A 25,967-nucleotide genomic window follows, 5' to 3' on the forward strand; every position below is an offset into this window, starting at 1 on the left:
GTTCAGTTTGGATCAAGTTGATAATCCGAATAAATTACCTCGTCAAACTTTTTTAGTGAGTACAGGTTTTGGGTTTTTATGGGACCCCTTTTTCGGATTAGATGGACTGAGTTTAAGACTTGACTATGGTTTTCCTTTAGTGGATTTCCGAGATCGAGGGGATAATATTCAAGATGATGGAATTTATTTTAGCATTAATTATCGATTTTAAAGGTAAACTTAGAGTCAGAATAAGTTGGAACCAAATAAACGCATAAAAAAAGGCGTGTAAACACCTCTATTTTCAATAAAATCTTAGATTAAATCCTGTGGAATTTTAAGTGAGATCCTGCTACCTTTATCTTTCTGTTCCTGCGTTTAACTGAACTCTTTTGATTGAACCCTCGACATAAATCGCATCCTGCATATTGACTACATTAGTCGGGTCACTACAATGGACAATCAATTTCCAGTTATAGCTTTGATTAACTTCTAATTCGCTTAAGTTTGATGGTAAATTTATCTGAACTTCAGGAGATAATTGATTCGCCGCAAGCTGAGTTTCATAAATCATTTCTCTCTCGGCATTATCTGCTACTAAAATAAATTCAACCGAGTGAAATGTTGTGGATGCAAACGGAATCTCAAACTGAAAATGGGGATGTCCTTCTGCGGTTTCTTGAGGAATATAAGCGAGTAAGTCTTGTGAATTAATTCCCGATGTACAACTTCCTCTACTGGCTTGTCCGGTTTGAACACCAGGCTGACCTCTATCGGTATAACTGGTTTTAGACTTATCAGCTTTAGTCATCGCTTTGATCTGATCATGAGGAGAAGATTCTGCTAAAGCTAAAGTGCTAGAACCCAGTAACATTCCTACACAAAGAAAGGCGGATATCAGGTGTCGATGCTGAAAATTTTGAGAATTCATAAGTGGGACTCCAAATCAAAGTCTTCTGTTTGGATAACGAAATCTTGAGTGTGGTCGAGAACTTTAGGTCTGAGTGTTCTTTAGGGGGTTTAAGAGTTCTTTCTAGGAATATGTACCCGATCAGGAGAATGGTAACATAATGTAATAGAGGGTTAAAGTTTTGTCAACAAATCAACTTTAATTTTAAATGTTAATTTGCCAATTCAGTCAACTCGCTTTACTCCCCTAATCTTTCATAGGTTGGAGTTGTTGAGTTTATGCAGTCACAGGAAAGAACCTAAGCCAGATGATCCTAAACTTAGACTGTGTAGCGATATCTTGATAATTCAACAATATTTATTTTAAATAAAAAACCTGATTGTGGGATTTGAAAGCGGATTTTGGGGTCAATCTGTACTTCTATTTGTTCAAAAAATTCGAGTGTTGTCGTCAAAATGAGTGACTTGACAAATCAATGAACTCTATCAACTCTAAATTGAACCTAAGTTATACATTGAAGACTGAGAAGCTGTTTTTCTCCTCAACCCCCGAATTTGAATTTTTGTAAAAAAAAGTGCATAAGCCGATAGGTTTCAGTCTATGAACCATATAGGATAACTTGGACTACAGATTATGAAACTGGGTGAAATTTTATTAAAGAAGAAGCTGATTTCTTCGACTCAACTCGAACAAGCCCTGAACCTTCAGTGTTTGTATTCCGAAAAATTGGGTGAATTGCTGATCAATAAAGGTTGGCTTCAGTCCCACGACCTCGACAAAGCCTTGCGTGAACAGTATTGGCGACAACAGGGTTTTTGGGTGATCGATTAATTTTGAGGTTTAAATAGTCGGCGAATTATCATAATCAGGGTAACGGTGGAAATAAAAGCGATCGCAGAGGGAATTAAAGGTATCCAACCGCCAGAAATCCACAAAATAATGAAGCAACTACTATACATAAAAATTAAACTTCCCAGAATTGCAAACATCAATTTCTTTGGTGAGTTTAACATCCAAACTTCAAGCGCCGCTAAACCAGACCAACCAACAATCCAAACTAATTCAATCCATTCAGGCCACCACCAAATTAAAGGGCGTTTATCCTTAACTGCACTAATAATTTGACTAACCATGTGGGCTTGAATAACCACACCGGGAATATCTGGAAAATACCTTTGACTATAGGGTGTGCGATGGAAATCTTTAAAGGTTTTATCCGTCGTTCCGATCAAAACAATTCGGTCTTTCACTAATTCTGAAGTGAGCCGATTTTCGACTAAAACCTCTGCTAAAGTTAATCGGGGTGCTATCTGCTTTCCTGCACGATAATTAATCAAAAATTGATATCCTCTAGCATCTATAGATCGATATCCACCAGAATTTGTTTCTACAGGCTGAAAAATTGCCTCTCCAATTTTGACATTTCCTGATTTTGTCACTTCATCAGTTATTTCTTCATCGGCTAAATAACGCAACGCCAAACGAAAATTCAGCGAAGTATCAACTTGACATAAAGAATATTGAGGAGAAGCTTGACCAATCAATTGACGTCGGATAATATTATCAGAATCAATTGCTGTATTACTAAATCCTACTCGTTCTCTTAAATTGTCTTGGGGGATTTCTTTTGGGGCGGCAATTCCCGGGTCATTTGCATCTTCTCCAATTTTACACACTCCCATTAACCGATCTAAACCTTGCCAATAATTAATCAATGTTTTAGACTCAGATTCAGTCGGCATTTCTCGGTAGATATCTAACCCAATTGCACGGGGTTGATATTGCATTAGCTTTTCAATTAATTGTTCTAAAGCACGATTAGAAAGTGAAGTAGCTTGACGTTCTTTTGGGGGTTGACTTTGTACATCTGCCCCGGTAATTGTAATTAATAATAGCCGCGAATCCATTCCCTCATCAGGACGCAATCGCATGAGTTGATCAAAAGCTTTGAGTTCAAGGGGTTGTAAAAAACCCAAAAATCGTATTATAATTACTAATAAACTTACCGTTAAACTTACGCCAGTCAGTAAAATTTGCGGAGAGATATTAACTTTTGGTGGAACTTTTTCTGGTTTGATTCCATCTCGTAATTGTGACCAACTGGGTGCTATTGTTGCCGGATTTTGACAGATAACAGGCAACCAACAAGCACAGGGAAATTGTGTCTCTAAACCTTCTAACTTTTCTCGGGCTTCTCGCACCGAAAGATAAAAGGATTTTCCACTCGCAAAGGTCGGTAAAAAGTGAGTTAAAAAGGCTTGGGCAACCCCATCCGGAACCGATTCTCGCATCACAATTAATTGGGGAATTTGTAAATCAGCCAGTTGACGGGCTAATCCTAAACCATCACAAGAGTTGAAAATAGCGAGTTGTAATCCTTGTCTAATTGCTGCTTTGAGTGCATTTTTGAGTTGTTCAATAGAAATTGATTCTTGAGGATTTATTTCTAGTTTACCTGTTGTATCTCCGGCTTGAGAAAAACTATGTCCGGCAAAAAAGAGAACATCCCATCCCTGTTCATCCCATAGCCAACGATCTAATTCTGAACGTTGAGGTTCGACTAAAAACACTGTTTCAGTTTGGGGAAGTTGTTGTAAAACTTGGCGATCTGTTTGAACATCAATCCCTTGACTATTCCCTAAAATTGCTAATAGTCTAACTTTCTTTTTTCGAGAACGAGGTTTAGGAATGGGCGGTTGAAATTGTTGAATACTTAACGCTAATTCGGCATCTGGATAGTCAATAAAAAAGTTCCATAAATGCCAAGGAAGACGTCGGAGTTGTGTATCTTCTGTTTGAATAATAATCCGAATTTGTTGTTCGGGAGTCAGATAGGTTCGCATCTGGCGTTCAATTCTACCGAATGAACCTGAGTTCAACCATTGATTTAAACCTGTTCTTAACTGCTGACAAATTTCCTTAAATTCTGCTTCCGAAACTTGAGTAACTTCCTCATCTTCAAACTCAATTTCTGATTGTCGCCACCCACAAGCGTCATACATCATCGGATATAATAAACGCCATTTTTGATAAAGTTCTAAAAGTTCTAAAGCAGGGGGTAAACTTCCTGTCCATTGAGTTTTGAGGCTGCGATTACTTTCCCACAACTGAGCCACAACCGTTGAAAAACCACTTTGACAGCTTCCTTCACTAAAGTTAATAACAACAGATTGATTCACGTTTTTTCCAGCGTTTTAATTCTAAATTATTGATTCTATTTCTGGGTTTAACGGGTCAGGCAACTGAGAGGGGTTTAGTGAGTTGAAGTGACTTGACAACTAACGACACAATTCGCCAAGATCGTTACAGACTCGCAAAATTAAGTTATTTCTAGGTTAGCAGGTAAATAGAATGTTTACATCTATTATTACGGTTGATTTCACAAAACTATGCACATCTCCTCAAAGTAAGCAACTTTACTTATTCATTAATAATTAAGTACAAAAAATATCAAATAGCTTTGATGATTTAAGGCTGACATTGAATTAAATATTGTCGCTGACGCTGAACTCCCGTTTGAGTCGGGTCATAACCCACTAAAATAACCTCTCCTTTTTCATTTCGTATCCATCCTCTAGCGGGAACAATATCTAAACTCGAAACGGGTTGATTGAGGTTGGGGGAAATATTTCGCGGCACTCGATTTTTCTGAGAGGATGAATGATTACGGCGAGACTCATATTCTGGGGGTAATTCTATTAAGAAAACAAAAGGTTCTTCACTGCGTAGAATCTCTTGAGGACTCGGAGGTAATCCCCCTCGACCTGTAATCACAAATTCACTCTCAGCACCTTGTCTACAGGGATCTTGAGCAATTAACGCTGCTGGATCAACAACAGTTTGAGGTAAATCTATTAACCCTTGAGCAGGGTCAATTTCATTATTAAGTTCAACCGTTCCGCTAAATTCTGCACCCAGTTCAGAGGTTGCCGTAATATCACTCGCACCCGTTTGTTGAGTACGGAATTGGGTTCCAAAAACGGCATCGGCATTAATAATAACTTGACCGCCTAACCCCGCTTGAGCGTTCGCAGAAATATCGCTATTTTCAATCGCAACTAACTGATTACTATTAATCGTAATATTTCCACCCGTACCCGTTTCTAAGGAATTTGTAGTGATTTGACTGCCCCGACGCAGTTGAATATCGGGCGCATTAATTGTAACATTTCCTTGAGTTCCCTGACGGGTTTCTGCTCGCAGACTGCCGTTATTCAGACGAATTGAATTCGCTTCAACGGTTAAATTACCCGCCTCTCCCGTTCCCGTCGCACTCACATTCACTTCTCCTTGATTAGCAACGGTTAAATTGGGCGTAAAAATGCTTAAATTACCCGCATCTCCCGTTCCTTCTGCTAAGGTAAATAAGCGACTATTTTCTACAGTTGAACCAATGGTATCTGTACCCGTAATTTCTACAGATTCACCAGCATTAACCGTTAACGTTCCACCCGAACCCCGCTCATTATTAATAGCACCGTCTTCGACAAGAGAACCCGCCCCAATTTGCCCTCCATCTCGAATAATTAACCGATTAATATTTAAGTTAACATTACTTCCGCCGCCCGTCCCAAAATTATCCGCAGAGATTCTCGCCCCATTTTCAACAATTAATTCTGGGGTATTGATAATTAATTCTCCAGCATCCGCAGTGGTAATAATTAAATTACCTAATTCATCTTCAAATGCAGGCTCGGCCGAAATAAAAATCCCACTTCTTTGGTCTTCCTGGGGTTCTGAAACTGATGCAGTTCCACTTATAATTACCGCATTATTAGCATTTATTGTTAAAATTCCAGCAAGTCCGGTATTGCGAGCAATTGTACCAATTTGTGCGCCTTCACTGACAATTAATTGATCGGTATTAATCGTTAAATTGCCTCCATTTCCAGTACCTCTCTCACCCACCTGAGCATATAAACCACTCGCAAACCGACCATCTACCGTAGAACCAACAACCTCTACTCCTGAAGCATTTACAAATAAATCACCCGCATTACCAAAACCAAAAGTATCCGTTGAAATTTGCGCCCCATTCCTAACAGTTAAACGATTTGTTTCGAGATTAATATTACCTCCATTTCCCGTTGCTCCCGCTTCCACTCTCGCAAACAAACCACTGGGGCTTTCTCTATCAGGCGCTTCTCCTATCAAATCAATTGATTCGGTTGCGGCGATCGCTAAGTTTCCTGCTTGACCAAACCCCAAGGTTGTCAGGGAAATTTGCGCCCCGTTTGTGAGCGTTAACTGTCTTGTTTCAATGGTAATTGTTCCACCCCGACCCGTTGCATTTTGACCGACTTCAGCAAATAAGCCACTCTGTTGTTCAATCGTTATAGAATCAGAAGCAACGATGAAAATATCTCCACCCATTCCCGAACCCAAAGTAGAGGAAATCATTGCAGAATCACCTGTTAAATTCACTTGTCTACCTTGAATTTGAATCTCTCCGCCTCGCTCTCCACTGGTATTTATTTCAGCTAAATCAGACAAACCAATATCTTGAAAATTCTCAACTCTATTGTAATTTATAGCAAATCCTTCCGACTCATAATTAATACCAACAAAGCTATTTCCGGCTACACTTCCTAACTCAATTTTTCCTGATGGAGCCGTTAAAATTCCACCTTCCAAGCGTACATTTCCGCCCACCAAAGCTAAGGTTTGTTCGGATGGAACTTGTAAACCTCTGGTCGTAATCTGTTGACCCATATCGTCGCTTGTAATGAAAGTGGAGCGAGAACGATTGACAATTGAGCCGGGATTTTCTCTAAACCTTAAGCCAACAGGAATGTTAATAATTAATAGCGGTGGAGCGTTGGGGTTTGTTGTTCTAAATTCTGTTCCATTAGCAAAAACAACACTGTCAGCACTGGTGGCAAAAAACGAACCGCCAATATTAAGGGAAGCATTTTCACCAAAAATAATTCCATTGGGGTTAATCAGAAATAAATTCGCAACGCCGTTAGCTTTGAGAACCCCATTAATCTCAGAAATAGAACTTCCAGTAACGCGAGAGAAAATATTCTGAATATCAACAGCATTATTAAAAAAAGCCGTTTCACCCGTTGGTACAGAGAACCGTTCAAAACTATGAAATAGAGTGTTTCCCTTTCTCGTTCCCCCATCAATTTGTCGGATATTACCTTGAGGAGTGACAACGGAGTTTTGAGGTAGAGTGTTGTCGGGAATAATTTGTGCAGAAACAGGAATAGAAGCTAGTGAAACCGTCAGTAAACTCGCTTTAAATAGCTCTAAGTAGAATCCCCTAATCAAGTTTTGAAACATCATCTCATAGAAAGAATGAACATTGACTATAAAAAAATCTCACTTGAAGATCAATCTAATTTAATCTTCAGAATTAACAAAGCTTTCACCGTTAGAACGTACTTCATCGAGGGTCAATTCTCCTAAAATTACTTGGATTGCATCGTTCTCCTTCAAAGCAAAGCTAAGTAAATCCTCCTCGATAATACTTTCTAAAGAGTTGGTTGCTAGATTAATCTTATCAGATTGCTCTAAGGCGTTATCAGTAAATATATTATCGAATTCTTCTAAGTCCGGAAACTCATTGGTAAACAAAAACAGTTTTTGTTCTTCTAGGACAGTTTCAGTTCCAGTTTCTAGAAATTCATAAACGATAACTGAGTCATCAATTTCAGTGTCATCGGGTAGTTCTAATTCAGTGATGATATCATCTCGTTCAATTAATTTGCTGACCCTCAAATCTACAACTGGGGTAATTTCTGTTTCTACCTCTACTCCTGTAAAGATAGGCTCTCCTTCGTCGTTAAAACTCAGAGTAGTACCAACTTCCTCCAGTTCTGTCTCACTATTAAAATTAATTCTTGGAGTAGAATCGTACTCATCAGCAGCAAGCTGAATACCACTGTCATTATTATAAGTAACAAAGTCTTGAATTGCTTCTGGGAATAAACTTCTGGTATTACTATCATCTTGATCGTCAATAGTTTGATAGTTATATCCATTATTAGTGAGCAAGAATGTGGTCAATACAGTTGTTTCATCATCTCTTTGAGAATACGCTTTTTCTTCATGTGGCGGAAGTTCTGCTTCTTCTAACATAATAAATTCTAACGAATTATTTGCATCACGATATAACTCTTCTCTCTTGTTTTCTACATCGTCTTTACTTATAATATTCTCGTCATCAAATAAAAATCGAAGAGTAAAACTAGACTTTTCCTCAGTATGGAATAGTAAGTTTTGCTTAATAATATATTCTAGAGAGTTAGTTGCTTGGTTAAAATTAATAGGTCGATTTGGTAGAGGTTCTCCATTGGGGAAGTCTGTGGACAAAACGAGTTCTTCTACAATATTATCAGTTCCGCTTTCAAGAAATTCATAAACGATAATTTCTTCCTTAAAAGAGTCCTCAAGTTTAACAATAGGATTTGCTTGAGCATCAGTTAGCTCAAGTTCGGTAATTATATCATTTTTTTCAACTAATCTAACTCTCAAATCTAAATCTACTGGAGTAATATCTTCGATGTCTATATTCAGTCCGGTAAAAATAGGCGATCCCTCCTCATCAAAACTAAGAGTAGCATATTCGTCTATGATGTTACCATCACGATCAAAATTTCGGATTTGTGTCTCTCCATCAAAATTAATTTGACCCCGATCATCAGAATAATCAAAACTACGACTCCCAAGCGTTATAACTGTGCTAAGACCACCATCTTCCATCGTCTCGTAAGCGATAAAGTTTTGAATTGCTTCTGAGAAGAAACCTATTGTATCACTATCATCTTGATCGTTAATAATTTGATCGTTATTTCCGACATTAGTGAGAAAGAATGTTCTATATACTTGTGTCTGATCCTCACCTCTATGAGAGTAACCATTTCGGTGTCTGGTCTGTTCTTGTGGTTCTACATTAATCGTAACAGTAGCAACATCGGAGTCATCTTTCCCATCGTTAACAACGTAGGTGAAAGTGTGTTCTCCCCAGAACTCGGGATAGGGTTTTTCATAACTAAAGGAACCATCGGGATTAAGGTTCACAAAACCCGTATTGATAGATTGATTAACTAATCTTGCTGTTAAAATATCTCCATCGGAATCCGTATCATTATTGAGAACACCGGAAACCGCATCAACGAAAATTGAAGAATCAAAAAAAGGTCTGGGGTAGTCGTCATTATCAGCAATTGGTGGTGTATTTATTGGTGGTTCTGGGTCTGGTGTCGGAGTTGGGGTAATTACAACAGGTGTTGGAGTTGGGGTAATTACAACAGGTGTGGGAGTTGGGGTAATTACAACAGGTGTCGGAGTTGGGGTAATTACAACAGGTGTTGGAGTTGGGGTAATTACAACAGGTGTTGGAGTTGGGGTAATTACAACAGGTGTTGGAGTTGGGGTAATTACAACAGGTGTTGGAGTTGGGGTAATTACAACAGGTGTTGGAGTTGGGGTAATTACAACAGGTGTTGGAGTAATTACAACAGGTGTTGGTGTTGGAGTAATTGGGTCTGGCGTTGGTGTTGGGGTAACGGGATCGGGTGTGGGAGTTGGGGTAACTGGGTCGGGTGTTGGAGTTGGAGTAATTACAACAGGTGTTGGAGTTGGGGTAACTGGGTCGGGTGTTGGAGTTGGAGTAATTACAACAGGTGTTGGAGTTGGGGTAATTACAACAGGTGTGGGAGTTGGGGTAACTGGGTCGGGTGTGGGAGTTGGGGTAATTACAACAGGTGTTGGAGTTGGAGTAATTACAACAGGTGTTGGTGTTGGAGTAATTACAACAGGTGTTGGAGTTGGGGTAACTGGGTCGGGTGTGGGAGTTGGGGTAATTACAACAGGTGTTGGAGTTGGGGTAATTGGGTCTGGCGTTGGTGTTGGAGTAATTACAACAGGTGTTGGTGTTGGAGTAATTACAACAGGTGTCGGAGTTGGGGTAACTATAGGGTCGGGTGAGAGAACAGCTTCAGGAAACTGTGGTTCTTCCGTTTGACGAGGAATTGCTTCTTCAGTTAGAGGAGGTTCTACTACATTTGAACCCGTGATAAATTGATTAACAGTTGCATTTTGAACAAAAGCAATTAAATCGCCACTTTGACTGGAAATTGCAACTCCCAACCCCAATTCATTTAGGACAGTTTCAGTATAAATAACTTGATTATTACCAACAGAAATTTGATCTTCTAAAACATTAAAGTCCGTAATTAGGGCAAAATCATTATTTCCCGAACCGATATAATACAACCGAGATTGATCGCCGAGAACAAATATATCCGGTTCTGAACCGCCAGTTAAAGTATCTATTTCATCTATTCCTGGGTTGATAGCATCGACATCAATTCCCCACAAAATATCATTACCGCGATCGCCAAATACTTGATCATTTCCTGTACCGCCAATTACTGTATCGTTGGCTTTTCCACCATATCTTTGATCGTTACCTGCACCCCCTCGAAGTAAATCATCTCCCAGATTACCAAAGAGTTGATCTTCTCCTTCACCATCCTCGATTATGTCAGCTTCTTTTCCCCCAAACAACCAATCATCTCCACTATCTCCGATTAAAAGATCGAGATTTTGATTACCAAATAAAGTATCATTACCTTCATTACCATTTATAGTGTCATTACCCCGAAACCCAAATAGAGAATCACCTCCACCCAAACCCGAGATAATGTCATCCCCCGTTAGTGCAAAAATGACATCAGCTTCACCCGTTCCCAGTAGATTATCATTACCTGGTGTCCCGTTAATCTCTATCATTTAGTCATAACTCCCCAGTAGTTGAAATAACGATAAACTTTGAATAGCTTTCTCCTTGGCTATTCGGAGTAGCTATTAGAATAATGAGTTCAAGATTTTTGAGTAAATTGCCAATTAATTTTGAGCGGAAAACTTATAAAATGTCATCTGTTTAATGCCCCTATAGGATACTAATCTGTTATCAAGAAGTCAACAAAAGTTACAGAAAATTTACAGTCTTAATAAATATTAATTAAAACAACGGGTGTTCTGTCAAGTTGACTTATGGAGACTCAGTTTTCAACGAAATTAACTGTTTCCGAATCAAGATTTGTCCCAACTGCATTGAAGTCATCCCTCCATGAAATTAGCTATCGGTGTGTGAACCTTGTCAACTGCGTTCTATATCGTTTTCTGAACTTGCTCGACTTTTTTTCGGAAATTCGAGATTTTTTTTGAATAGAGGTTGACTTGCGGTCGAACTGGAGTTTAAACTCTATATAGGTTCTCAAGACTTCCAGTGCATCCAGATGCAAGAATTAAAGATTTCTACAACCTTTATTTTGACGGTCAATATAGATGTACTAAGCTCCTATTAGCAATTACAAATGTAGTTTGTTATATATTAATAAAATTGCGATCAAAATAATATTGTTAGAACTGAATAACTAAAAAAAATACTAAGCTATTATGGTTAGCATGGCTCGGTAAAAACACACAAATACTTTTCTTCGGTAATGTATGAAAATTTAGCGTTAAAGATTTGTTTTTATTAGATTTTTATTGCATCATTTGCCAACACTCAGAAGCTATTGCCCAATCTTCTTCGGTGTGAATTACAAATACTCTGACTTGAGAATCTTCTGTCGCAATATCGGTATCAATGGGAGATTTTGCATCTTTTTCGACATCAATTTTAAAGCCCAAAAATTCAAATCCTGCACAGGCTGCTTCTCGCACGGGGGCAGAATGTTCTCCAATTCCGGCTGAAAACACGAGTGCATCTAAATGGGTCAGATTTCCTAACATTGAACCAATAGATCTTTTTAGATAATGAATAAACATCTCAAAAGCCAGATTTGCTTGTTCATCTCCTTTTTTTATCTGTTCTAGTACATAACGCATATCGCCCGACTTTCCAGTAATTCCTTTTATACCTGATTTTTTATTTAATAATTGATCTAATTGCTCGGCATTAAACCCCTGATTTCGCATCAAATAAATTAAAATTGCTGGATCAATTGAACCGCTACGAGTTCCCATCATTAATCCTTCTAACGGAGTAAATCCCATTGTGGTATCTACACTGATTCCATCTCGAATCGCTGCTAAAGAACAACCATTGCCTAAATGACAAGTAATAAGCTGTAGTGACTCTAAGGGTTTATCTAACAACTGTGCAGCCCGTTGAGCGCAATATTTATGACTGGTTCCATGAAATCCATAGCGACGAATTCCTTGTTCAAACCATTCATAGGGAATGGGATAAACGGCAGAAGATTGGGGCATTTTACGATGAAAAGCTGTGTCAAACACTGCCACTTGGGGAACATCTGCTAACACCTGTTCAATCGCTTCTATTCCTTCTAAATGAGCCGGATTATGATTGGGCGCAAGGGTAATTAAACGCTCAATTTCGGCTTTAACTTCTGAAGTAATTCGGGTGGCTTCACAATAGTCTGAACCTCCATGTACAACCCGATGACCTACAACATCAATTTCCGACAATTGCTCAATAACTTGAGTTTCCCCTTGAGTCAAAGTTTCCAACATTTGAGAAATCCCTTCAACTCGTTTATTGGGGTCTAACGTGATTTCCTGTTTAGTATTATTCGCTTTGACTTTCAATGTGCCGAAATCATTCGATGCTGTCCAATCAATATTAGCTTCCCAGATCGGTTCAGGGTGTTGCTGAGGAAGTAGATTTCCCTCAATATTATATAAACTACTTTTTTGAGAACTAGAACCTGCATTGAGTACGAGGATTTTCATGGTTCTGTTGAATGATAGATCTTATAAATTTCATCGTCCAACTCTAGATCAACAACGACTCCTTTTGCGTGTAACAATCGATTGGCTGCTGATAAAGAATCACTTAAAGTTCCCATATAAGCGGCTTGTTCACTCAATTGCTGCAATTTTTCTCTCAGTTTTTCGAGTTTTCGTTCATCTTCGACCATTTCCATCGAACTCAAAACTCTGCCTTTCTCGATTTCATAATAATCTAAGAAATCTCTAAAATAGGTATGTAACTTAGCAACTAATAGAGAAGGAGAATAGCTATCAATATTAAGTTGGGGTTTACTATCTGCCATTGATTCGGACGTTCAATAAAAGGTTCGCGCCTAATACTATAACAGACCTAATCGAGTAGGGGAAGCTAAGTTAGAAGTCGTGAGGTTGGAAAAAAACTATTTCTTGTTCCCGATTAACTGGTGAGTGATCACTGATTACTGTCAACTGATTTTAACCGCCTACGACAGAACGCAGATGAGGATCTAAGTGAGAACGATCCGCTAAACAGTGCATTAATGGCCCGTGTGTTGCCATTTCAATGATGCTAACTCCCCCGACAGGTAGGGCTTCGGCGATCGCGAAAACGGCCAACATCAATTCCCAGTGCGCGACACAACATAATGCGAATGGTGGCTTTGTGAGCAACAACCAAAACATTCCCGGTGGAGTGCTGGGCTTCAATTTCCTGAATGACGATAGAAGATCGTCGAGACACATCAATTCCCTTTTCGCCGCCCGTGGGTGCATTCCAACCCGGATCAGTTAACCAGCGAACATAGTCATCGTGATATTTTTCGTTAACTGTTTCTGGACATTCACCTTCCCATTTACCATAGTATAATTCTTTGAGTCCGTCTCGCAATTCCATCTTTAAATGGATGCTGAAATTGATCTAGACAACTGCGATAGACTAGACTACACGCTTAAAGATAGCAAGATTTAGAGAATTAATTTTTAAAAAAGTATTAAATCGAGGTTAAACATTGATAATCTCTTGCTAAAACATAAAGAAAATCAGAAAACCTTGCGATTTGTTACAAATTGAACTTTAATTGACCCATATAAGGCGATCACAGTCCAAATACCAGTTGAATCAATCAACAACCTTAATGCTGGTGCTGTGGGATATCTAACTTTCAACTGATGATCTACAAATAGCAATTTGAAACAATGATATTCTACGACGCCCAAGTTTCCTCGATCAGTAAAATCCATCTAAAAAATCAACAACTCAAGGAATAAGGACATTATGGTAACAGCACCAAACATTCCTACAGAAATCACCAATCCACTCAACGATGATGAGTTACGCAAGACCCAGGCTTACTGGAATGCTTGTCATTACCTCGCATTGGGGATGATCTATTTGATGGATAATCCTCTGCTAAAGGAACCTCTGAGACCCGAACATACCAAACCGCGTTTATTAGGTCACTGGGGCGCCAGTACCGCTCTGAGCTTCATCTATATCCATCTCAACCGCCTGATCAAAAAATACGATCTCGATGTGATTTTAATGGCAGGCCCCGGTCATGGTGCGCCCGGAATATTAGCTCCAACCTACTTAGAAGGAACCTATTCTGAGGTCTATCCCGACAAAAGTGAAGACTATGAAGGACTGCGAAAATTCTTCAAGCAGTTTTCCTTCCCCGGCCACATTGGCAGCCACTGCACCCCAGAAACACCCGGTTCCATTCACGAAGGCGGAGAGCTAGGCTATAGCCTTTCCCATGCTTACGGGGCTGCTTTTGATAACCCTGACTTGATTGTTACGGCAGTTGTCGGAGATGGAGAAGCTGAAACCGGGCCACTGGCAACCGCTTGGCACTCCAACAAATTCCTCAACCCTGTCCGTGATGGTGCAGTTCTCCCCATTCTCAACCTAAACGGATACAAAATCGCCAACCCGACTATTTTGGCTCGGATTTCCCCAGAAGAACTCGAAAGCCTGTTTGTCGGTTATGGTTACACGCCCTACGTGGTTGAACACGTTGATGGAGATGATGCCAGTATCACCCATCAAAAAATGGCCGCCACAATGGAACATTGCGTTAACCAAATTCGTTCTATCCAAGAAGAAGCCCGTCGCACCGGAGAAGCCAAACGCCCGCGTTGGCCGATGATTATTCTCCGCACTCCCAAAGGTTGGACAGCTCCCAAAAAAATTGATGGTCATAAAGTCGAAGGCTTCTGGCGGGCGCACCAAGTTCCCATGTCCGATGTCGGCAAAAACCCCGATCATCTGCGGATTTTAGAAGATTGGTTACTCAGCTACAAACCCGATCAACTCTTTGATGACAACGGTAAACTGATTCCCGAACTCCGAGAACTTCCTCCCACTGGACACCGCCGAATTAGTGCTAACCTTCATGCCAATGGCGGGATGTTGCGGAAAGACCTCAAAATGCCAGATTTCCGGAAATATGGCGTAGAAGTGCGCGATCCCGGACGGTCAGAAGCGGGAAACACCCAAATTTTAGGTGAATTCCTCCGGGATGTCATGCGGAACAACATGACCAATTTCCGAGTCTTTGGCCCCGATGAAACGGCTTCCAACCGTCTACAAGCCATCTACGAAGTCAGTAAAAAAACCTGGTTAGCAGACTTCAAAGAAGAAGATCTCGATGGGAGCGAACTGTCTCCCGATGGTCGTGTTATGGAGATGTTGAGTGAACATACCCTCATCGGTTGGTTAGAAGGCTATATCCTTACCGGACGTCATGGCTTCTTCCACACCTACGAAGCCTTTGCTCATGTGATCGACTCCATGTTCAACCAACACGCCAAATGGTTGGATATTTCCAAAGAAGTACCTTGGCGAGCGCCGATTTCTTCTTGGAATATTTTGTTATCTTCGACGGTTTGGCGTCAAGACCATAACGGCTTCTCTCACCAAGATCCGGGTTTTGTTGATCTCGTTACCAATAAGAGTGCCAGTGTGACTCGGATTTACTTCCCACCCGATGTTAACTGTTTACTCTCAGTTGCAAATCACTGTCTCCGCAGTAAAGATTATGTCAACGTGATTGTGGCAGACAAACAAAAGCACCTGCAATACTTGACGATGGAGGATGCTGTCAAACACTGCACGAAAGGAATTGGGATTTGGGATTGGGCCAGTAACGATGATCGAGGCGTAGAACCCGATATTCCCGATGTCGTCATGGCTAGTTGTGGAGATATCACCACCCGCGAAGCGTTAGCCGCAACCGCCATCATGCGCGAGGAGTTTCCAGAACTGCGGGTTCGCTTTATTAACGTTGTAGATCTGTTCAAACTTCAGTCGGAGTCAGAACACCCTCACGGTTTATCAAATCGGGATTTTGACACTCTGTTTACTGCCGACAAACCCGTAATCTTTAACTTCCACGGCTATCCCTGGTTAATCCATAAATTGGCTTATCGTCGCACGAAGCAAGAACGGATTCATGTTCGGGGTTACAAAGAAAAAGGTAACATCAATACTCCCCTGGAACTGGCGATTAAAAACCAAATTGACCGCTTTAACCTAGTGATTGATGTGATTGATCGGGTTCCCAAACTGGGTTCTGCTGCGGCCCACGTCAAAGAACGGATGAAAAACGCCATTATCGAAAACCTCAACTATGCCTTTGAAAACGGCAAAGACAAGGAAGATGTCGATAACTGGAAATGGCCCTATTAATTTAGGAAACAGGAAACAGGGAACAGGGAACAGGGAATAGGCAAGAGGCAAAAGGGAATTCTAAACTTCTGACTTCTGACTTCTGACTTCTGACTTCTGACTTCTGACTTCTGACTTCTGACTTCTGACTCCCAACTTCTGACTTCTCCCCACCTCCCCACCTCCCCACCTCCCCACCTCCCCACCTCCCCACCTCCCAACTCCTGACTTCTGTTGTTTCCAGCCTCATTATTGGGGTTGGAAACCTTAAAATTGCCTTGATGAACCGGAGTATTGAGAGTTTCAGCCCTAAAATAAAGCTTCTGAACTGGAAAATTCAACGTTCTTAGTTGACATAGAGGAAAAAATTAAAATTATGGATACCACCCTTCAAACCATTCACGCTAGAGAGATTCTAGACTCTCGCGGAAACCCGACTGTAGAAGTTGATGTTACCTTAGCCGATGGCAGCAAAGGTCGAGCAGGTGTACCTTCTGGGGCTTCGACAGGGATTCGAGAAGCGATTGAATTGCGTGATGGTGACAAACAACGTTATGGCGGTAAAGGGGTTCTCAAAGCGGTTGAGAATGTCAATACTACTATCGCTAAGGCTCTCAAAGGCATGGATGGCGCCGATCAAGCCGCAATTGACCATAAAATGCTGGAACTCGATGGCACTGAGAATAAATCTACACTGGGCGCCAATGCGATTTTAGGGGTATCCATGGCTGTTGCACGGGCGGCAGCAAACGCTAAAGGACTCCCTCTCTATCAATATTTGGGCGGTGACGATGCTCACCTATTACCCGCTCCTTGCTTCAATATTATTAACGGGGGCGCTCATGCTGATAACAGCGTAGACTTTCAAGAATATATGATCGTGCCTGTGGGTGCGCCAACATTCCGCGAATCTTTACGGATGGGGGCGGAAGTTTATCACGCGCTCAAGTCTATTCTTAAGCAAAAAGGCTACAACAGCAACGTTGGGGATGAAGGCGGTTTTGCGCCGAATTTAAAAGCCAATATTGAAGCGATTGAAGTCATTTTAGCCGGAATAGAAAAAGCAGGACTCAAACCCGGCGATGATGTGGCGATCGCACTTGATCCGGCTACCAGTGAATTATACCGAGAAGACGGCAGTTATTTATTCTACAAATCGGATAATAGCAAGAAAAGTTCCACCGAAATGATCGAAATCTGGGAAAGTTGGATGAATCAATTTCCGATTATTTCCATTGAAGATGGTTTAGGTGAACAAGACTGGGAAGGTTGGCAACAAATGACCCAAAAATTGGGGAGTCGGGTGCAGCTTGTCGGTGATGATGCCTTTGTGACCAACCCGGCAATTATCAAAAAAGCGATCGCCGATGGTGTCGGAAATAGTACCCTGGTTAAAGTCAATCAAATTGGTTCTATTACCGAAACTTTAGCCGCAATTAGTGACTCTCGCGCTGCGGGTTATACCTTTATGGTCAGTCATCGTTCTGGGGAAACACCGGATGATTTTATCGCTGATTTATCCGTCGCTACGGCTTCAGGACAAATCAAAACAGGCGCTCCTTGTCGCGGTGAACGTTTAGCAAAATATAACCAGCTACTTCGCATCGAAGAAGAGTTGGGAAGCAAAGCCAAATATGCTGGAAAAACAGCTTTTTCTCGCCCCGTAACCGCTTAATTTTTAAGAGTTTAGTCAGGCTTAAAGTTGTAGGATGGGCAATGCTCATCCTCTATTTTTGAGGAGAATTCCTCAGCAATCACTTCCGATAAATTAATGGTGCTAATGCTTGCATTTTCAATCAAGTCTGTTATTTTTTCACTACCGCTTTCTTGATTGAGAAATGCTAATATTGCAGAGGCATCCATAATCACATTACTCATGGATAGACTCGTGACGGCGTTCTTGAATGAGTTCCTCTGTTAGGTTGCGATTTTTAGCATATTTTTTGACTATTTTTTGAGCGTGGGTGAGGGGGTTGGTGGCGTCAGTTATTAGTGGGCGATCGTCTTGTTTCTGCTGTTGATTAATAGTTTTAAAGGTTTCTATCATCTTCTGAATTTGCTCGATTTGTTCTGGGGTGAGTCCCGTGATATCAAGGGTTTGAGCCATTTTTAAGTGGGGGCTAGGGTTTGCTGATATTTTAGCGAATTTGGGGTGAGGGTTCAGAAACCAGGTTTCTTGGCTGCTTAAACCTCCTCTAACCAAGTTTCAATCGCGGATAACAGGTTGGGTTGACTGGGCGAAAAGCCTTTTAACGGGGCTTCTAGGGGTGAGTCGGTGAGGAATGCGATTCTCCTACGGAGACGCTTCGCGAACGCTATTACCCCAGTTTTTGGCAAAATGCGGTTAATTCTGGGGTGGGGTGTTGGCAGTTGATCAAGAGAATGGCGCGTTGGGGGAGGAGGTTACGGCGTTTTAGGCTTTTGAGGTGGCGATCGCAGTTCGGCGGGAGTGGCGGTTGGTTTATGGCAAAATAGAAGATCATTCCAAGTAAGTCAGTACAGTGAGGCTTAATCAATGATGAGATTTAATGATGTAGTTGAAGCAGTAAAAAGTCTTTCTATCGATGAAAAACAAGAAGTTTTAATGTTGTTACAGCAATATCTTCGTGAAGAATATCGTGACAATATTTATAAGAATTTCCAGGTAGCCCAGCAGGAAGAAAAACAAGGGAATCTTAAGTTCTCTAGCCAAATTGATGAATTAAAAGGGCTGATTGAAGAATAATCATGGAAGTTAGTTTTAGCTCTGCTTTTAAACGGGCTTTTAAAAAGAAAATCAAAGGCAATCAGGATTTGGAAACAAGGTTTTGGCAAAAGTTGGAATTGTTTATTGCCGATCCATTTAGTCCCAGTTGAAAAACGCACAAACTATCGGGTAATTTGAAGGATTTATGGAGTTTTAGTGTGGGTTATGATGAGAGGGTGTTATTCTATTTTACCGAGGATGAAAAAGCTGTATTTGTTGATATGGGCAGCCATGACGAAGTGTATTAATCGGTCAGAAACTGGGCTTCATCTCTGATTTGTCGCTGAAACTGTCGCAGAAACCGGGTTTCTTGAATCCTCAAATCTCCTCTAACCAGGTTTCAATGGCGGATAACAGATTAGGTTGATTGGGGGGAAAACCTTTTAACGGGGCTTCTAGGGGTTCGTCGGTGAGAAATGCGATCGCTACGGTGTCAGTGAGTTGTTGGCAAAATGCGGTTAATTCTGGGGTGGGATGTTCGCAGTCGGTCAGGAGAAGGGCGCGGTGGGAAAACTGCTCGTTGAGTTGCAGTTGATCGAGATAGCGACAGAGTTCGCCAGGGGTAGAAACTTCTGGATAAATCTCTTTGAGTTTGATTTGTTTCCAGATCAGTTTGCACAGTTTGAGGGCGATTTCCCGTTCGCGGGTTTCGGTTTTCAGGGTTTTGGCATCGAGGCAATAAATCGGCCGATTTTGCAGGGATTCCCAGATGAGAGCTTATTCCTGAAATAATTGAGGAGCGCGAGCAGCTATAATTTATGATGTGTCATCACACATTCAGCCTTAAAAATATGGCTTTAACTCCTGAATTAATGAGCCGAATTACCCAAAATCCCGGTCAATGTGGTGGTCGTCCCTGTATTCGCGGGATGCGAATTCGAGTCACGGATATTTTAGAAATGTTAGCGGAAAATGTTAGCACTTCTGAAATTTTAGAAGATTTTCCAGATTTAGAACTAGCAGATATTCAAGCTTGTTTAGTCTTTGCAGCAAGACGTACTGATTTTCCTAGACTAACTGCATGAAGATTTGGGTCGATGCTCAACTTCCGCCTACGTTGGCAAGTTGGCTGACAGAAACCTTTGGTTTAGAAGCGAGTGCATTGCGAGATTTAGGCTTGCGGGATGCTCAAGATATGGAGATTTTTGGAGCAGCACGGGCTGAAAATGTGGTGATTATCACGAAAGACAGTGATTTTATTGATTTGGTCTGTCGTTTAGGATCGCCTCCTCAAATTTTATGGCTAACTTGTGGCAATGTCACGAACCGTAATTTGCGAAAATTGTTAATGGCAACTTTACCGAATGCGTTAGAACAATTGCAGCAAGGAGAAATGATTGTGGAAATTACGAATACTCCTTAATCTCCTCTAACCAGCTTTGAATAGCGGATAACAGATTTGATTGACTGGGGGGAAAGCCTTTTAACGGGGCTTCTAGGGGTTCGTCGGTGAGAAATGCGATCGCGACAATATTGGTGAGTTTTTGGCAAAATGCGGTTAATTCTGGGGTGGGGTGTTGGCAGTTGGTCAGGAGAAGGGCTTGGGGTTGATTGAGTTTGAGTTGAAGTTCGTTGAGGTGGCGGCGGAGTTGGGCGGCGTTGGAAACTTCGGGATACTGTTGGTTGGGAAGGGCTTGTTTCCATATTAATTCGCAGAGGGTTTGGGCGATTTCGCTGTTGTCGGTTTCGTTGGCGAGGATGTAGGCATCGAGGCAATAAATCGGCCGATTTTGCAGTTGACTACGAAGATAGGTAAGTAGAATTTCTAGGCTTTTAACCGTTGCATTGCCCACTGGGGTATTATCTTCAACTTCTGGATGAGGCATTTTAATAGGATGATGCCAGGCTTGATAAAATTCGGGATAGGGGAGATTTTCGGCACAGCGCGAAATGACTCTGTAGGATTCATAGAATAGGTTAAAGTTGTTTTGGCAAACTTCATCGCTGAGGCAGTCTTTTAAGGCGGAGACGACACCTGCATAGTGTTCGGGCGTGGTTAATATTCTTTGCAAACTCTCAGCCGCCAGCCAACGGGTCTCTTCGATAAATTCATCTTCAGACTCGGTGGTTGCGATAAGTTGGACCAAAGCGGCGATCGCTTGCAGATTTCCGACACCGATTTCCCCCAAACTCATAATCGCCTTCTGACGGGTAGAATGATGCTGGGTGGTTGCGATAAGTTGGATCAAAGCGGCGATCGCTTCAGGATTTCCCTGTGGGATTTTCCTCAAACTAAAAGCCGCCTTTATACGAGTAAATTCATCCTGAGTGGTTTCGATAAGTTTGACTAAAGTGGCGATCGCTTCAGGATTTCCTGGGTCAATTTTCCCTAAACTCTCAGCCACCTTTATGCGAGTAAATTCATCCTTGGTGGTTGCGATAAGTTTGACCAAAGTGGCGATCGCATTCGGATTTCCCTGTCCCATTTCTCCCAAACTCTCCGCCGCCCTCTGATGAGTAAATTCATCCTCGGTGATTTCGATAATTTTCACTAAAGCGGCAATCACAATCGGATTTCCGACACCGATATACCTTAAAATCAAAGCCACCCAGCCAAGGAGATCTTCATCCTGGCTAGTTTCGATAACTTTGATCAAAGTGGCGATGGCAGTAGGACTTCCTGGGTCGATTTTCTCCAAACTCTCAGCCTTCCACACACGAGTAAATTCATCCTGGGTGGTTGCGATAAGTTGGACTAAAGCAGCGATCGCTTGATGATTTCCTGGGTCTATTTTTCCTAAAGTTTCAGCAGCCTTACAATGGATATTTTCCTCTGGGTAATCTTCGAGAATGTTAGTCAGTTCAGAAATAGCTATTTGTCGAATGGTTTCCGGTATTGTCTCTCTCGCCCCTTCTTCTATAGGATCGAGAAAAGTTGTCCATTCCTGGTTTTCAATATCAAATTCACCAATTCCCCACTTTACTACCTGCCGAACAATCTCAGACGCCAGGGAACAAGCCTTAAATTGATTAATTCCTGCTGCTGCCAGAAAATAGGCTTGATATATATAAAAATCTCCACAGCCTTCATCAAAATTCACCAACTTCTGAATAAACTCCTCTTTCTCCTCATCCCCAACATCCTCACGCCCCAACCACAACAAAATCACCTGCTTCCACTGCGGTTGAAAAATGCGATAACAATCCCCCCAACCCCCCTTAAAAAGAGGGGCTTTTTGTTGTTCTTGTTTTTCCCCTTGATAAAGAGGGGCTTTTTGTTGTTCTTGTTTTCCCCTTTGATAAGGGGGGACTAAGGGGGGATCAACAGGTTTATTAACATGATCTTTGGGTAAAAAATAATCCCAATCCTCCACCGCCAACGCTGCAAAATACTCCTGAAACGTGGCATGATAAAACGCATAAACGGGTTCGTTGGGGTTTTCTGCGGCGACGCCCACCCGGTTCAACCATCCCAACTCCAACGCCAACTGGTGTAATTCTGTATCCGGTTCTCCCAACACCTGACAAACAAAACCATGAGTCAGACGAAAGCGAGATTTTTCCCCCTCTATCGCCCTCAATGCCAACTTTCCCAACCCTTGATTGAGTTGTTTTTGCTGTGGGGAAGTTGTCGGAAATTCATCCCCTTTCCAGATGTAGAAATCTTCCACAAATCGCCCATACAATTCGGCTTGAGTTTCCGGTAAATTTCCCCGACGTCGTTGCCAAGTTCGACACAATAACGCCAACCGCAGGGGATTTTTAATTAAATCTCGAATTCGGCTTTGATCCGGTTCTTCCAGTTGTCGCTTCAATTCAACCGCTAAACTCTCCCCATTCTCCCCCTTCTCTCCATTCTCCCCCCTTAAAAAGGGGGGCTGGGGGGGATTCAAATTCTCCCGATCTTCGGGGGGCTGGGGGGAATCAAACCATTTCTCAATAAATAAATGAACTTGTTCGGGATAACTAAATTCGAGAGTTCGATAGGTATCAAAGGCGTCTAAGGCGTTTTTCTCTCCATCCCAAACATTCAGCCGACAGGTGAGAATTACCCTCGCCGAAGCCAGCCAGCCGTTAATTTGAGTGGCGATATCCCCAAGAACGTTTTGCGATTGCGCGGAGCGCAGTGGCGGAGCCAATCGCCCCGACATTTCATCCGCCCCATCCAACAGCAACCAGACTTTTTTCTCCTTGAATAACTGTTGGAGTGCTTCGATATCTTCCGGGGTAACTTGTATTAACTCCCGAACCTCTTTTAGCCAATTGTTGAGCAAATAGTCTTCTAAAGTTTTCTCACCCAAACTCGCCAAAGACACCCAAACCGGAATTAAATCAGTCTGATCTAACATCTCCTGTTCAAGTTCTTGCAATAGCGTACTTTTTCCCGCCCCCGGTTCTCCAATCACCGCCAACCGTTTCCCTTGACTGTTGCTTTTCCCCTGTTGAATCACCTCCTCAAAAAACCGTTTTTGGGCGTAAGTTTGGGTCACTTCATAGGTTTCTGGGGCGTACATTTGCGAACCCTTTTCCGGGAAAAGTTCATCGGTTCGCCGTTCCCGTTTCTTGCGTTCCACCAAACCCAAAGGAACATAAAGCTGTTCTCTGCTGTGGTTAATGCCATCTTTAAACGTTAGGGAATTGGTTGTAATTTTTTGGCGCTGTGTTGCTTGTTTTTGACAAATTTCGTGCCAGTTAATTGGTTTATTTTTTGAATTTTTATGACGCTTGACTTCACCCGTTACAATCTGCCATTCTTCTAGAGCGACAATATCTTCAGGTTTTAGTCCTAATACTTCAATTATTTTTATGACGCTCTCGGGTTGGACTGGTTTTTTTTTGGTAATAAAGTTGTTAACTGAAGCTTCACTAATACCCGCATTACCATATTTTTTATATGTCTCATCCGAAATTGTTTGATTTGTCAAGCCTTTCTCTTTCCGAGCATCCTTAAGTTTCTGGATACCTTCAGGAGTTGCTGCAATACTTCGAGGTTTGCGGGATGGGGTCATTTTCAGTCACTCTTACTCACCCTTATCCCCATGATATCCCTTTCTTAGCCAATTCTGCGCCCCCCTAGCCCCCCAATTTTGGGGGGAATTAGAGTTCCAAGTCCCTCAGCTACCCCCATCTTTCAAAGTCCCCCAGCTACCCCCAGAAATACTTCCATTATTCAAAGTCCCCGAGAATTGGGGGATTTAGGGGGCTGTGACTTTTCATCGGAAAGGGTAGGAAAGGGTAACTTTGCAATCTTACCCAAACATCCTCCTGACAAATCCCTGAAACCTCTGCGATGCTTGGGTTATCGAATTTAAACCCCAATCATGGAACAGATTAAAGATATTCTCGCTAACCTAACCTTCAACTCTCCCAGTAACGGAACGCTGCATCCGACGGTACAAAATGCCATTACTCAATCAAAAATACTCGTTAATACTTTGGGCTATTCGCTTGTTTTTCACGTTCCCGCTAACAAGTTTTCAGACGCCAAACCCCACATTCACCAACTGATTGAACCCTTTGGGGGTTTTAACGCTTCTTTATCCGATGGAAACTGGTTTGATCAGCGAAATAATTGCTGGTGTCCTGAACCGATTATTTTGGTGAAATCTTACATGACGTTGGAGGTTTTGCAGCAACATTTAAACGCCACTTTGCAGCATTCCTATTTGATGGGAAAAGCTTTGGGAGAAAGTGCGATCGCAGTGGAAATTCTCACCAATAACGTGATGTTGATGATTCCAACTGATTAATTAATTTCCCCTCCACCTCTCCAAAAGTTTACGGGCGGGTTTTCGTCCGATAAAAACACTCGAAAAATTAGTTAATTCCACACCCCAAAAGAGGTTATTATGATGGTATGCCCTTACAAAGAAATGAAAAATTTACAATCTCTCCCCTGCGCCCGGGAAGAACGGGGAGGTTGGATGTATTGTAGCTTTTGCGGTCAAAAAACTCGAAAAGAAATACTTCTCGATCCGATTGATCGGTTGATTGGATTTTTGGTGTTTATATTGATTCTTGTATTAATGGCTAATTCTCTCGGAACGGGTACAAATTCCACCGAACCGATCAACACCAATTGGGATCGCGTGGATACCCTGTAAAATTCAGACATTCACCCGAGAAACTCGGTTTGCGATCGCAGTGTGGACGTCCGCGTGACGTACTCCAGACGTTCGTTGCTTAGGCAACAGAACGCTGGCTTCTCCTCTTCTTATTATCAGAAGATTTGCGTTTTATAGTGAGGCGAACGCCCAACCCCACTTTTTTTATTAATATTGCCGAATTAATGTCTCTTGACATTGATGCACCACAAGCGCAAGAATGCCAACGATCTGATAATTCTTTAGGAACACGATTAAGACAAATTGCACAATGTTGAGATGTACCTTTTGGATTGACTTTAACTACTTTCTTGCCAGCTTTTTCAGCTTTGCCAGGAAGTATCTCGCTAAGAAATCCAGAGATACCAGCATCAGCAAAACTTTTGTTTAACCCAGATTTAGCTGATTGTCCATTAGGTAGAAATGTTCCATTTTCTCCCTGCTTAGGTTGATTTCGCCTAGACATATTGGATACCTTTAAGTCTTCAACAAATAAGACATCAGCTTTATCTAAGAGTTGATTAGCAATTTCATAGTGCCATTGTTTACGTTGCCTTGCGATCTTTTGATGAAGTTTCGCTACTTTTTGGTTGAGCTTTCTTCTGGCTTTAGACCCTAATTTTCTACGATCTCTTTTTGATTGAAGTTTAGCTAATTTATCTTCGGATTGGCGATAGAATTTAGGGAGTTTAACAGCAGTTAAATCACTGCAAGCAACAAAAAACTCTAAACCACTATCAATACCTAAACTGTTTTCTTCTGTTGGTTGAATATCTACAGTTAGGCTAGGAACTGATTTATCTTCAAGTGTTAGTGTTACATACAAGCCATCAGCTTTTTGGGTAATTAAAGCTCTTTTAATTGTCAACCCATCAGGTAAAGGACGATGTTGAATAAACTTAATAT

The 25,967-nt window shown here is 41.6% G+C and carries 23 protein-coding genes; 9 read left to right on the forward strand and 14 right to left on the reverse strand.

What is annotated here, in order from left to right:
* Positions 1–7 precede the first annotated feature (7 nt).
* Positions 8–211, forward strand: a complete 204-nt coding sequence (locus L8106_RS29655) for a hypothetical protein (protein ID WP_009785191.1) — start codon at positions 8–10, stop codon at positions 209–211.
* 126 nt (positions 212–337) lie between these two features.
* Here the strand turns inward: L8106_RS29655 and L8106_RS15035 are convergent, their stop codons facing one another.
* Entirely contained in the window at positions 338–910 is a 573-nt protein-coding gene (locus L8106_RS15035) for a DUF928 domain-containing protein (protein ID WP_009785192.1), read from the reverse strand.
* Between the two features lie 612 nt (positions 911–1,522).
* On the opposite strand from L8106_RS15035, the gene L8106_RS15040 reads away from it, so the two are divergent.
* Entirely contained in the window at positions 1,523–1,720 is a 198-nt protein-coding gene (locus L8106_RS15040; protein ID WP_009785193.1) for a hypothetical protein, read from the forward strand.
* On the opposite strand, the gene L8106_RS15045 is transcribed toward L8106_RS15040, so the two are convergent.
* The 7 genes from L8106_RS15045 to L8106_RS15070 form a co-directional block, all read right to left on the reverse strand.
* Positions 1,717–4,068, reverse strand: a complete 2,352-nt coding sequence (locus tag L8106_RS15045; protein ID WP_009785194.1) for a CHASE2 domain-containing protein — start codon at positions 4,066–4,068, stop codon at positions 1,717–1,719. The genes L8106_RS15040 and L8106_RS15045 overlap by 4 nt on opposite strands.
* A 289-nt stretch (positions 4,069–4,357) precedes the next feature.
* Positions 4,358–7,180 (reverse strand): S-layer family protein, encoded by a 2,823-nt coding sequence (locus L8106_RS15050; RefSeq protein ID WP_009785195.1) that lies wholly within the window; start codon positions 7,178–7,180, stop codon positions 4,358–4,360.
* Positions 7,181–7,237: 57 nt separating this feature from the next.
* Entirely contained in the window at positions 7,238–10,633 is a 3,396-nt protein-coding gene (locus L8106_RS32225; RefSeq protein ID WP_009785196.1) for an Ig-like domain-containing protein, read from the reverse strand.
* A 759-nt stretch (positions 10,634–11,392) separates the two neighbouring features.
* A complete protein-coding gene (locus tag L8106_RS15060) occupies positions 11,393–12,604 on the reverse strand; it encodes an acetate kinase (RefSeq protein WP_009785197.1) in 1,212 nt (403 codons plus the stop codon).
* Complete coding sequence (locus L8106_RS15065; protein WP_009785198.1) at positions 12,601–12,927, reverse strand: hypothetical protein; 327 nt, start codon at positions 12,925–12,927, stop codon at positions 12,601–12,603. The genes L8106_RS15060 and L8106_RS15065 overlap by 4 nt, the downstream gene beginning before the upstream one ends.
* A gap of 151 nt (positions 12,928–13,078) precedes the next feature.
* The gene (locus L8106_RS33715) at positions 13,079–13,222 is read right to left on the reverse strand and encodes a hypothetical protein (protein WP_009785199.1); all 144 of its coding nucleotides are present in this window, start codon (positions 13,220–13,222) and stop codon (positions 13,079–13,081) included.
* Positions 13,173–13,496 carry a histidine phosphatase family protein gene (locus L8106_RS15070; protein WP_009785200.1) on the reverse strand — a complete coding sequence of 108 codons (324 nt, stop codon included), beginning with the start codon at positions 13,494–13,496 and terminating at the stop codon, positions 13,173–13,175. The genes L8106_RS33715 and L8106_RS15070 overlap by 50 nt, the downstream gene beginning before the upstream one ends.
* 381 nt (positions 13,497–13,877) lie before the next feature.
* Here L8106_RS15070 and L8106_RS15080 point away from each other — a divergent pair, with 381 nt between their 5' ends.
* Together L8106_RS15080 and eno are read left to right on the forward strand one after the other, a co-directional pair.
* A complete protein-coding gene (locus L8106_RS15080; RefSeq protein ID WP_009785202.1) occupies positions 13,878–16,292 on the forward strand; it encodes a phosphoketolase in 2,415 nt (804 codons plus the stop codon).
* A gap of 355 nt (positions 16,293–16,647) precedes the next feature.
* The gene (gene eno / locus L8106_RS15090) at positions 16,648–17,946 is read left to right on the forward strand and encodes a phosphopyruvate hydratase (protein WP_009785204.1); all 1,299 of its coding nucleotides are present in this window, start codon (positions 16,648–16,650) and stop codon (positions 17,944–17,946) included.
* Between the two features lie 11 nt (positions 17,947–17,957).
* Here eno and L8106_RS15095 read toward each other — a convergent pair whose 3' ends face one another.
* The 3 genes from L8106_RS15095 to L8106_RS34710 form a co-directional block, all read right to left on the reverse strand.
* Positions 17,958–18,149 (reverse strand): PilT protein-like protein, encoded by a 192-nt coding sequence (locus L8106_RS15095; RefSeq protein ID WP_009785205.1) that lies wholly within the window; start codon positions 18,147–18,149, stop codon positions 17,958–17,960.
* A complete protein-coding gene (locus tag L8106_RS15100; protein WP_039896392.1) occupies positions 18,142–18,378 on the reverse strand; it encodes a hypothetical protein in 237 nt (78 codons plus the stop codon). Before L8106_RS15100 ends, L8106_RS15095 begins: the two co-directional genes overlap by 8 nt.
* 77 nt (positions 18,379–18,455) lie before the next feature.
* Positions 18,456–18,608, reverse strand: a complete 153-nt coding sequence (locus tag L8106_RS34710; protein WP_375339270.1) for a histidine kinase — start codon at positions 18,606–18,608, stop codon at positions 18,456–18,458.
* 178 nt (positions 18,609–18,786) lie between these two features.
* Here L8106_RS34710 and L8106_RS15105 point away from each other — a divergent pair, with 178 nt between their 5' ends.
* The gene (locus L8106_RS15105) at positions 18,787–18,996 is read left to right on the forward strand and encodes a hypothetical protein (RefSeq protein WP_009785207.1); all 210 of its coding nucleotides are present in this window, start codon (positions 18,787–18,789) and stop codon (positions 18,994–18,996) included.
* Positions 18,997–19,335: 339 nt separating this feature from the next.
* Here L8106_RS15105 and L8106_RS34715 read toward each other — a convergent pair whose 3' ends face one another.
* On the reverse strand, positions 19,336–19,728 hold the full coding sequence (locus tag L8106_RS34715; protein ID WP_375339271.1) for a hypothetical protein: 393 nt from the start codon (positions 19,726–19,728) through the stop codon (positions 19,336–19,338).
* A gap of 80 nt (positions 19,729–19,808) precedes the next feature.
* On the opposite strand from L8106_RS34715, the gene L8106_RS15120 reads away from it, so the two are divergent.
* Both L8106_RS15120 and L8106_RS15125 read left to right on the forward strand, forming a co-directional pair.
* Positions 19,809–20,042: a DUF433 domain-containing protein gene (locus L8106_RS15120; protein WP_009785210.1), complete on the forward strand. Its 234-nt coding sequence runs from the start codon at positions 19,809–19,811 to the stop codon at positions 20,040–20,042.
* Positions 20,039–20,380 carry a DUF5615 family PIN-like protein gene (locus L8106_RS15125; RefSeq protein ID WP_009785211.1) on the forward strand — a complete coding sequence of 114 codons (342 nt, stop codon included), beginning with the start codon at positions 20,039–20,041 and terminating at the stop codon, positions 20,378–20,380. The genes L8106_RS15120 and L8106_RS15125 overlap by 4 nt, the downstream gene beginning before the upstream one ends.
* Here the strand turns inward: L8106_RS15125 and L8106_RS15130 are convergent.
* Positions 20,364–23,966, reverse strand: a complete 3,603-nt coding sequence (locus tag L8106_RS15130) for a HEAT repeat domain-containing protein (RefSeq protein ID WP_009785212.1) — start codon at positions 23,964–23,966, stop codon at positions 20,364–20,366. The genes L8106_RS15125 and L8106_RS15130 overlap by 17 nt on opposite strands.
* Positions 23,967–24,278: 312 nt before the next feature.
* Here L8106_RS15130 and L8106_RS15135 point away from each other — a divergent pair, with 312 nt between their 5' ends.
* Together L8106_RS15135 and L8106_RS15140 are read left to right on the forward strand one after the other, a co-directional pair.
* The gene (locus tag L8106_RS15135) at positions 24,279–24,707 is read left to right on the forward strand and encodes a hypothetical protein (protein WP_009785214.1); all 429 of its coding nucleotides are present in this window, start codon (positions 24,279–24,281) and stop codon (positions 24,705–24,707) included.
* Between the two features lie 99 nt (positions 24,708–24,806).
* Positions 24,807–25,061 carry a hypothetical protein gene (locus tag L8106_RS15140; RefSeq protein ID WP_232228494.1) on the forward strand — a complete coding sequence of 85 codons (255 nt, stop codon included), beginning with the start codon at positions 24,807–24,809 and terminating at the stop codon, positions 25,059–25,061.
* A gap of 79 nt (positions 25,062–25,140) precedes the next feature.
* Here the strand turns inward: L8106_RS15140 and L8106_RS15145 are convergent.
* A partial coding sequence (locus L8106_RS15145; protein ID WP_009785216.1) for an RNA-guided endonuclease TnpB family protein occupies positions 25,141–25,967 on the reverse strand: 827 nt, incomplete at its 5' end.

Source organism: Lyngbya sp. PCC 8106, assembly GCF_000169095.1.
In the GTDB taxonomy this organism is placed as follows: Bacteria; Cyanobacteriota; Cyanobacteriia; order Cyanobacteriales; family Microcoleaceae; genus Capilliphycus.

Coding starts and splice junctions, on each gene's coding strand:
- L8106_RS15105 (WP_009785207.1), top strand. CDS start 18,787: ATGATGAGATTTAATGATGTAGTTGAAGCAGTAAAAAGTCTTTCTATC.
- L8106_RS15035 (WP_009785192.1), bottom strand. CDS start 910: ATGAATTCTCAAAATTTTCAGCATCGACACCTGATATCCGCCTTTCTT.
- L8106_RS15095 (WP_009785205.1), bottom strand. CDS start 18,149: ATGAGTAATGTGATTATGGATGCCTCTGCAATATTAGCATTTCTCAAT.
- L8106_RS15080 (WP_009785202.1), top strand. CDS start 13,878: ATGGTAACAGCACCAAACATTCCTACAGAAATCACCAATCCACTCAAC.
- L8106_RS15120 (WP_009785210.1), top strand. CDS start 19,809: ATGGCTTTAACTCCTGAATTAATGAGCCGAATTACCCAAAATCCCGGT.
- L8106_RS15060 (WP_009785197.1), bottom strand. CDS start 12,604: ATGAAAATCCTCGTACTCAATGCAGGTTCTAGTTCTCAAAAAAGTAGT.
- L8106_RS15100 (WP_039896392.1), bottom strand. CDS start 18,378: ATGGCTCAAACCCTTGATATCACGGGACTCACCCCAGAACAAATCGAG.
- L8106_RS15070 (WP_009785200.1), bottom strand. CDS start 13,496: ATGGAATTGCGAGACGGACTCAAAGAATTATACTATGGTAAATGGGAA.
- L8106_RS15125 (WP_009785211.1), top strand. CDS start 20,039: ATGAAGATTTGGGTCGATGCTCAACTTCCGCCTACGTTGGCAAGTTGG.
- L8106_RS32225 (WP_009785196.1), bottom strand. CDS start 10,633: ATGATAGAGATTAACGGGACACCAGGTAATGATAATCTACTGGGAACG.
- L8106_RS15040 (WP_009785193.1), top strand. CDS start 1,523: ATGAAACTGGGTGAAATTTTATTAAAGAAGAAGCTGATTTCTTCGACT.
- L8106_RS33715 (WP_009785199.1), bottom strand. CDS start 13,222: ATGTTGGCCGTTTTCGCGATCGCCGAAGCCCTACCTGTCGGGGGAGTT.
- L8106_RS15065 (WP_009785198.1), bottom strand. CDS start 12,927: ATGGCAGATAGTAAACCCCAACTTAATATTGATAGCTATTCTCCTTCT.
- L8106_RS15050 (WP_009785195.1), bottom strand. CDS start 7,180: ATGATGTTTCAAAACTTGATTAGGGGATTCTACTTAGAGCTATTTAAA.
- eno (WP_009785204.1), top strand. CDS start 16,648: ATGGATACCACCCTTCAAACCATTCACGCTAGAGAGATTCTAGACTCT.
- L8106_RS15135 (WP_009785214.1), top strand. CDS start 24,279: ATGGAACAGATTAAAGATATTCTCGCTAACCTAACCTTCAACTCTCCC.
- L8106_RS15130 (WP_009785212.1), bottom strand. CDS start 23,966: ATGACCCCATCCCGCAAACCTCGAAGTATTGCAGCAACTCCTGAAGGT.
- L8106_RS15140 (WP_232228494.1), top strand. CDS start 24,807: ATGATGGTATGCCCTTACAAAGAAATGAAAAATTTACAATCTCTCCCC.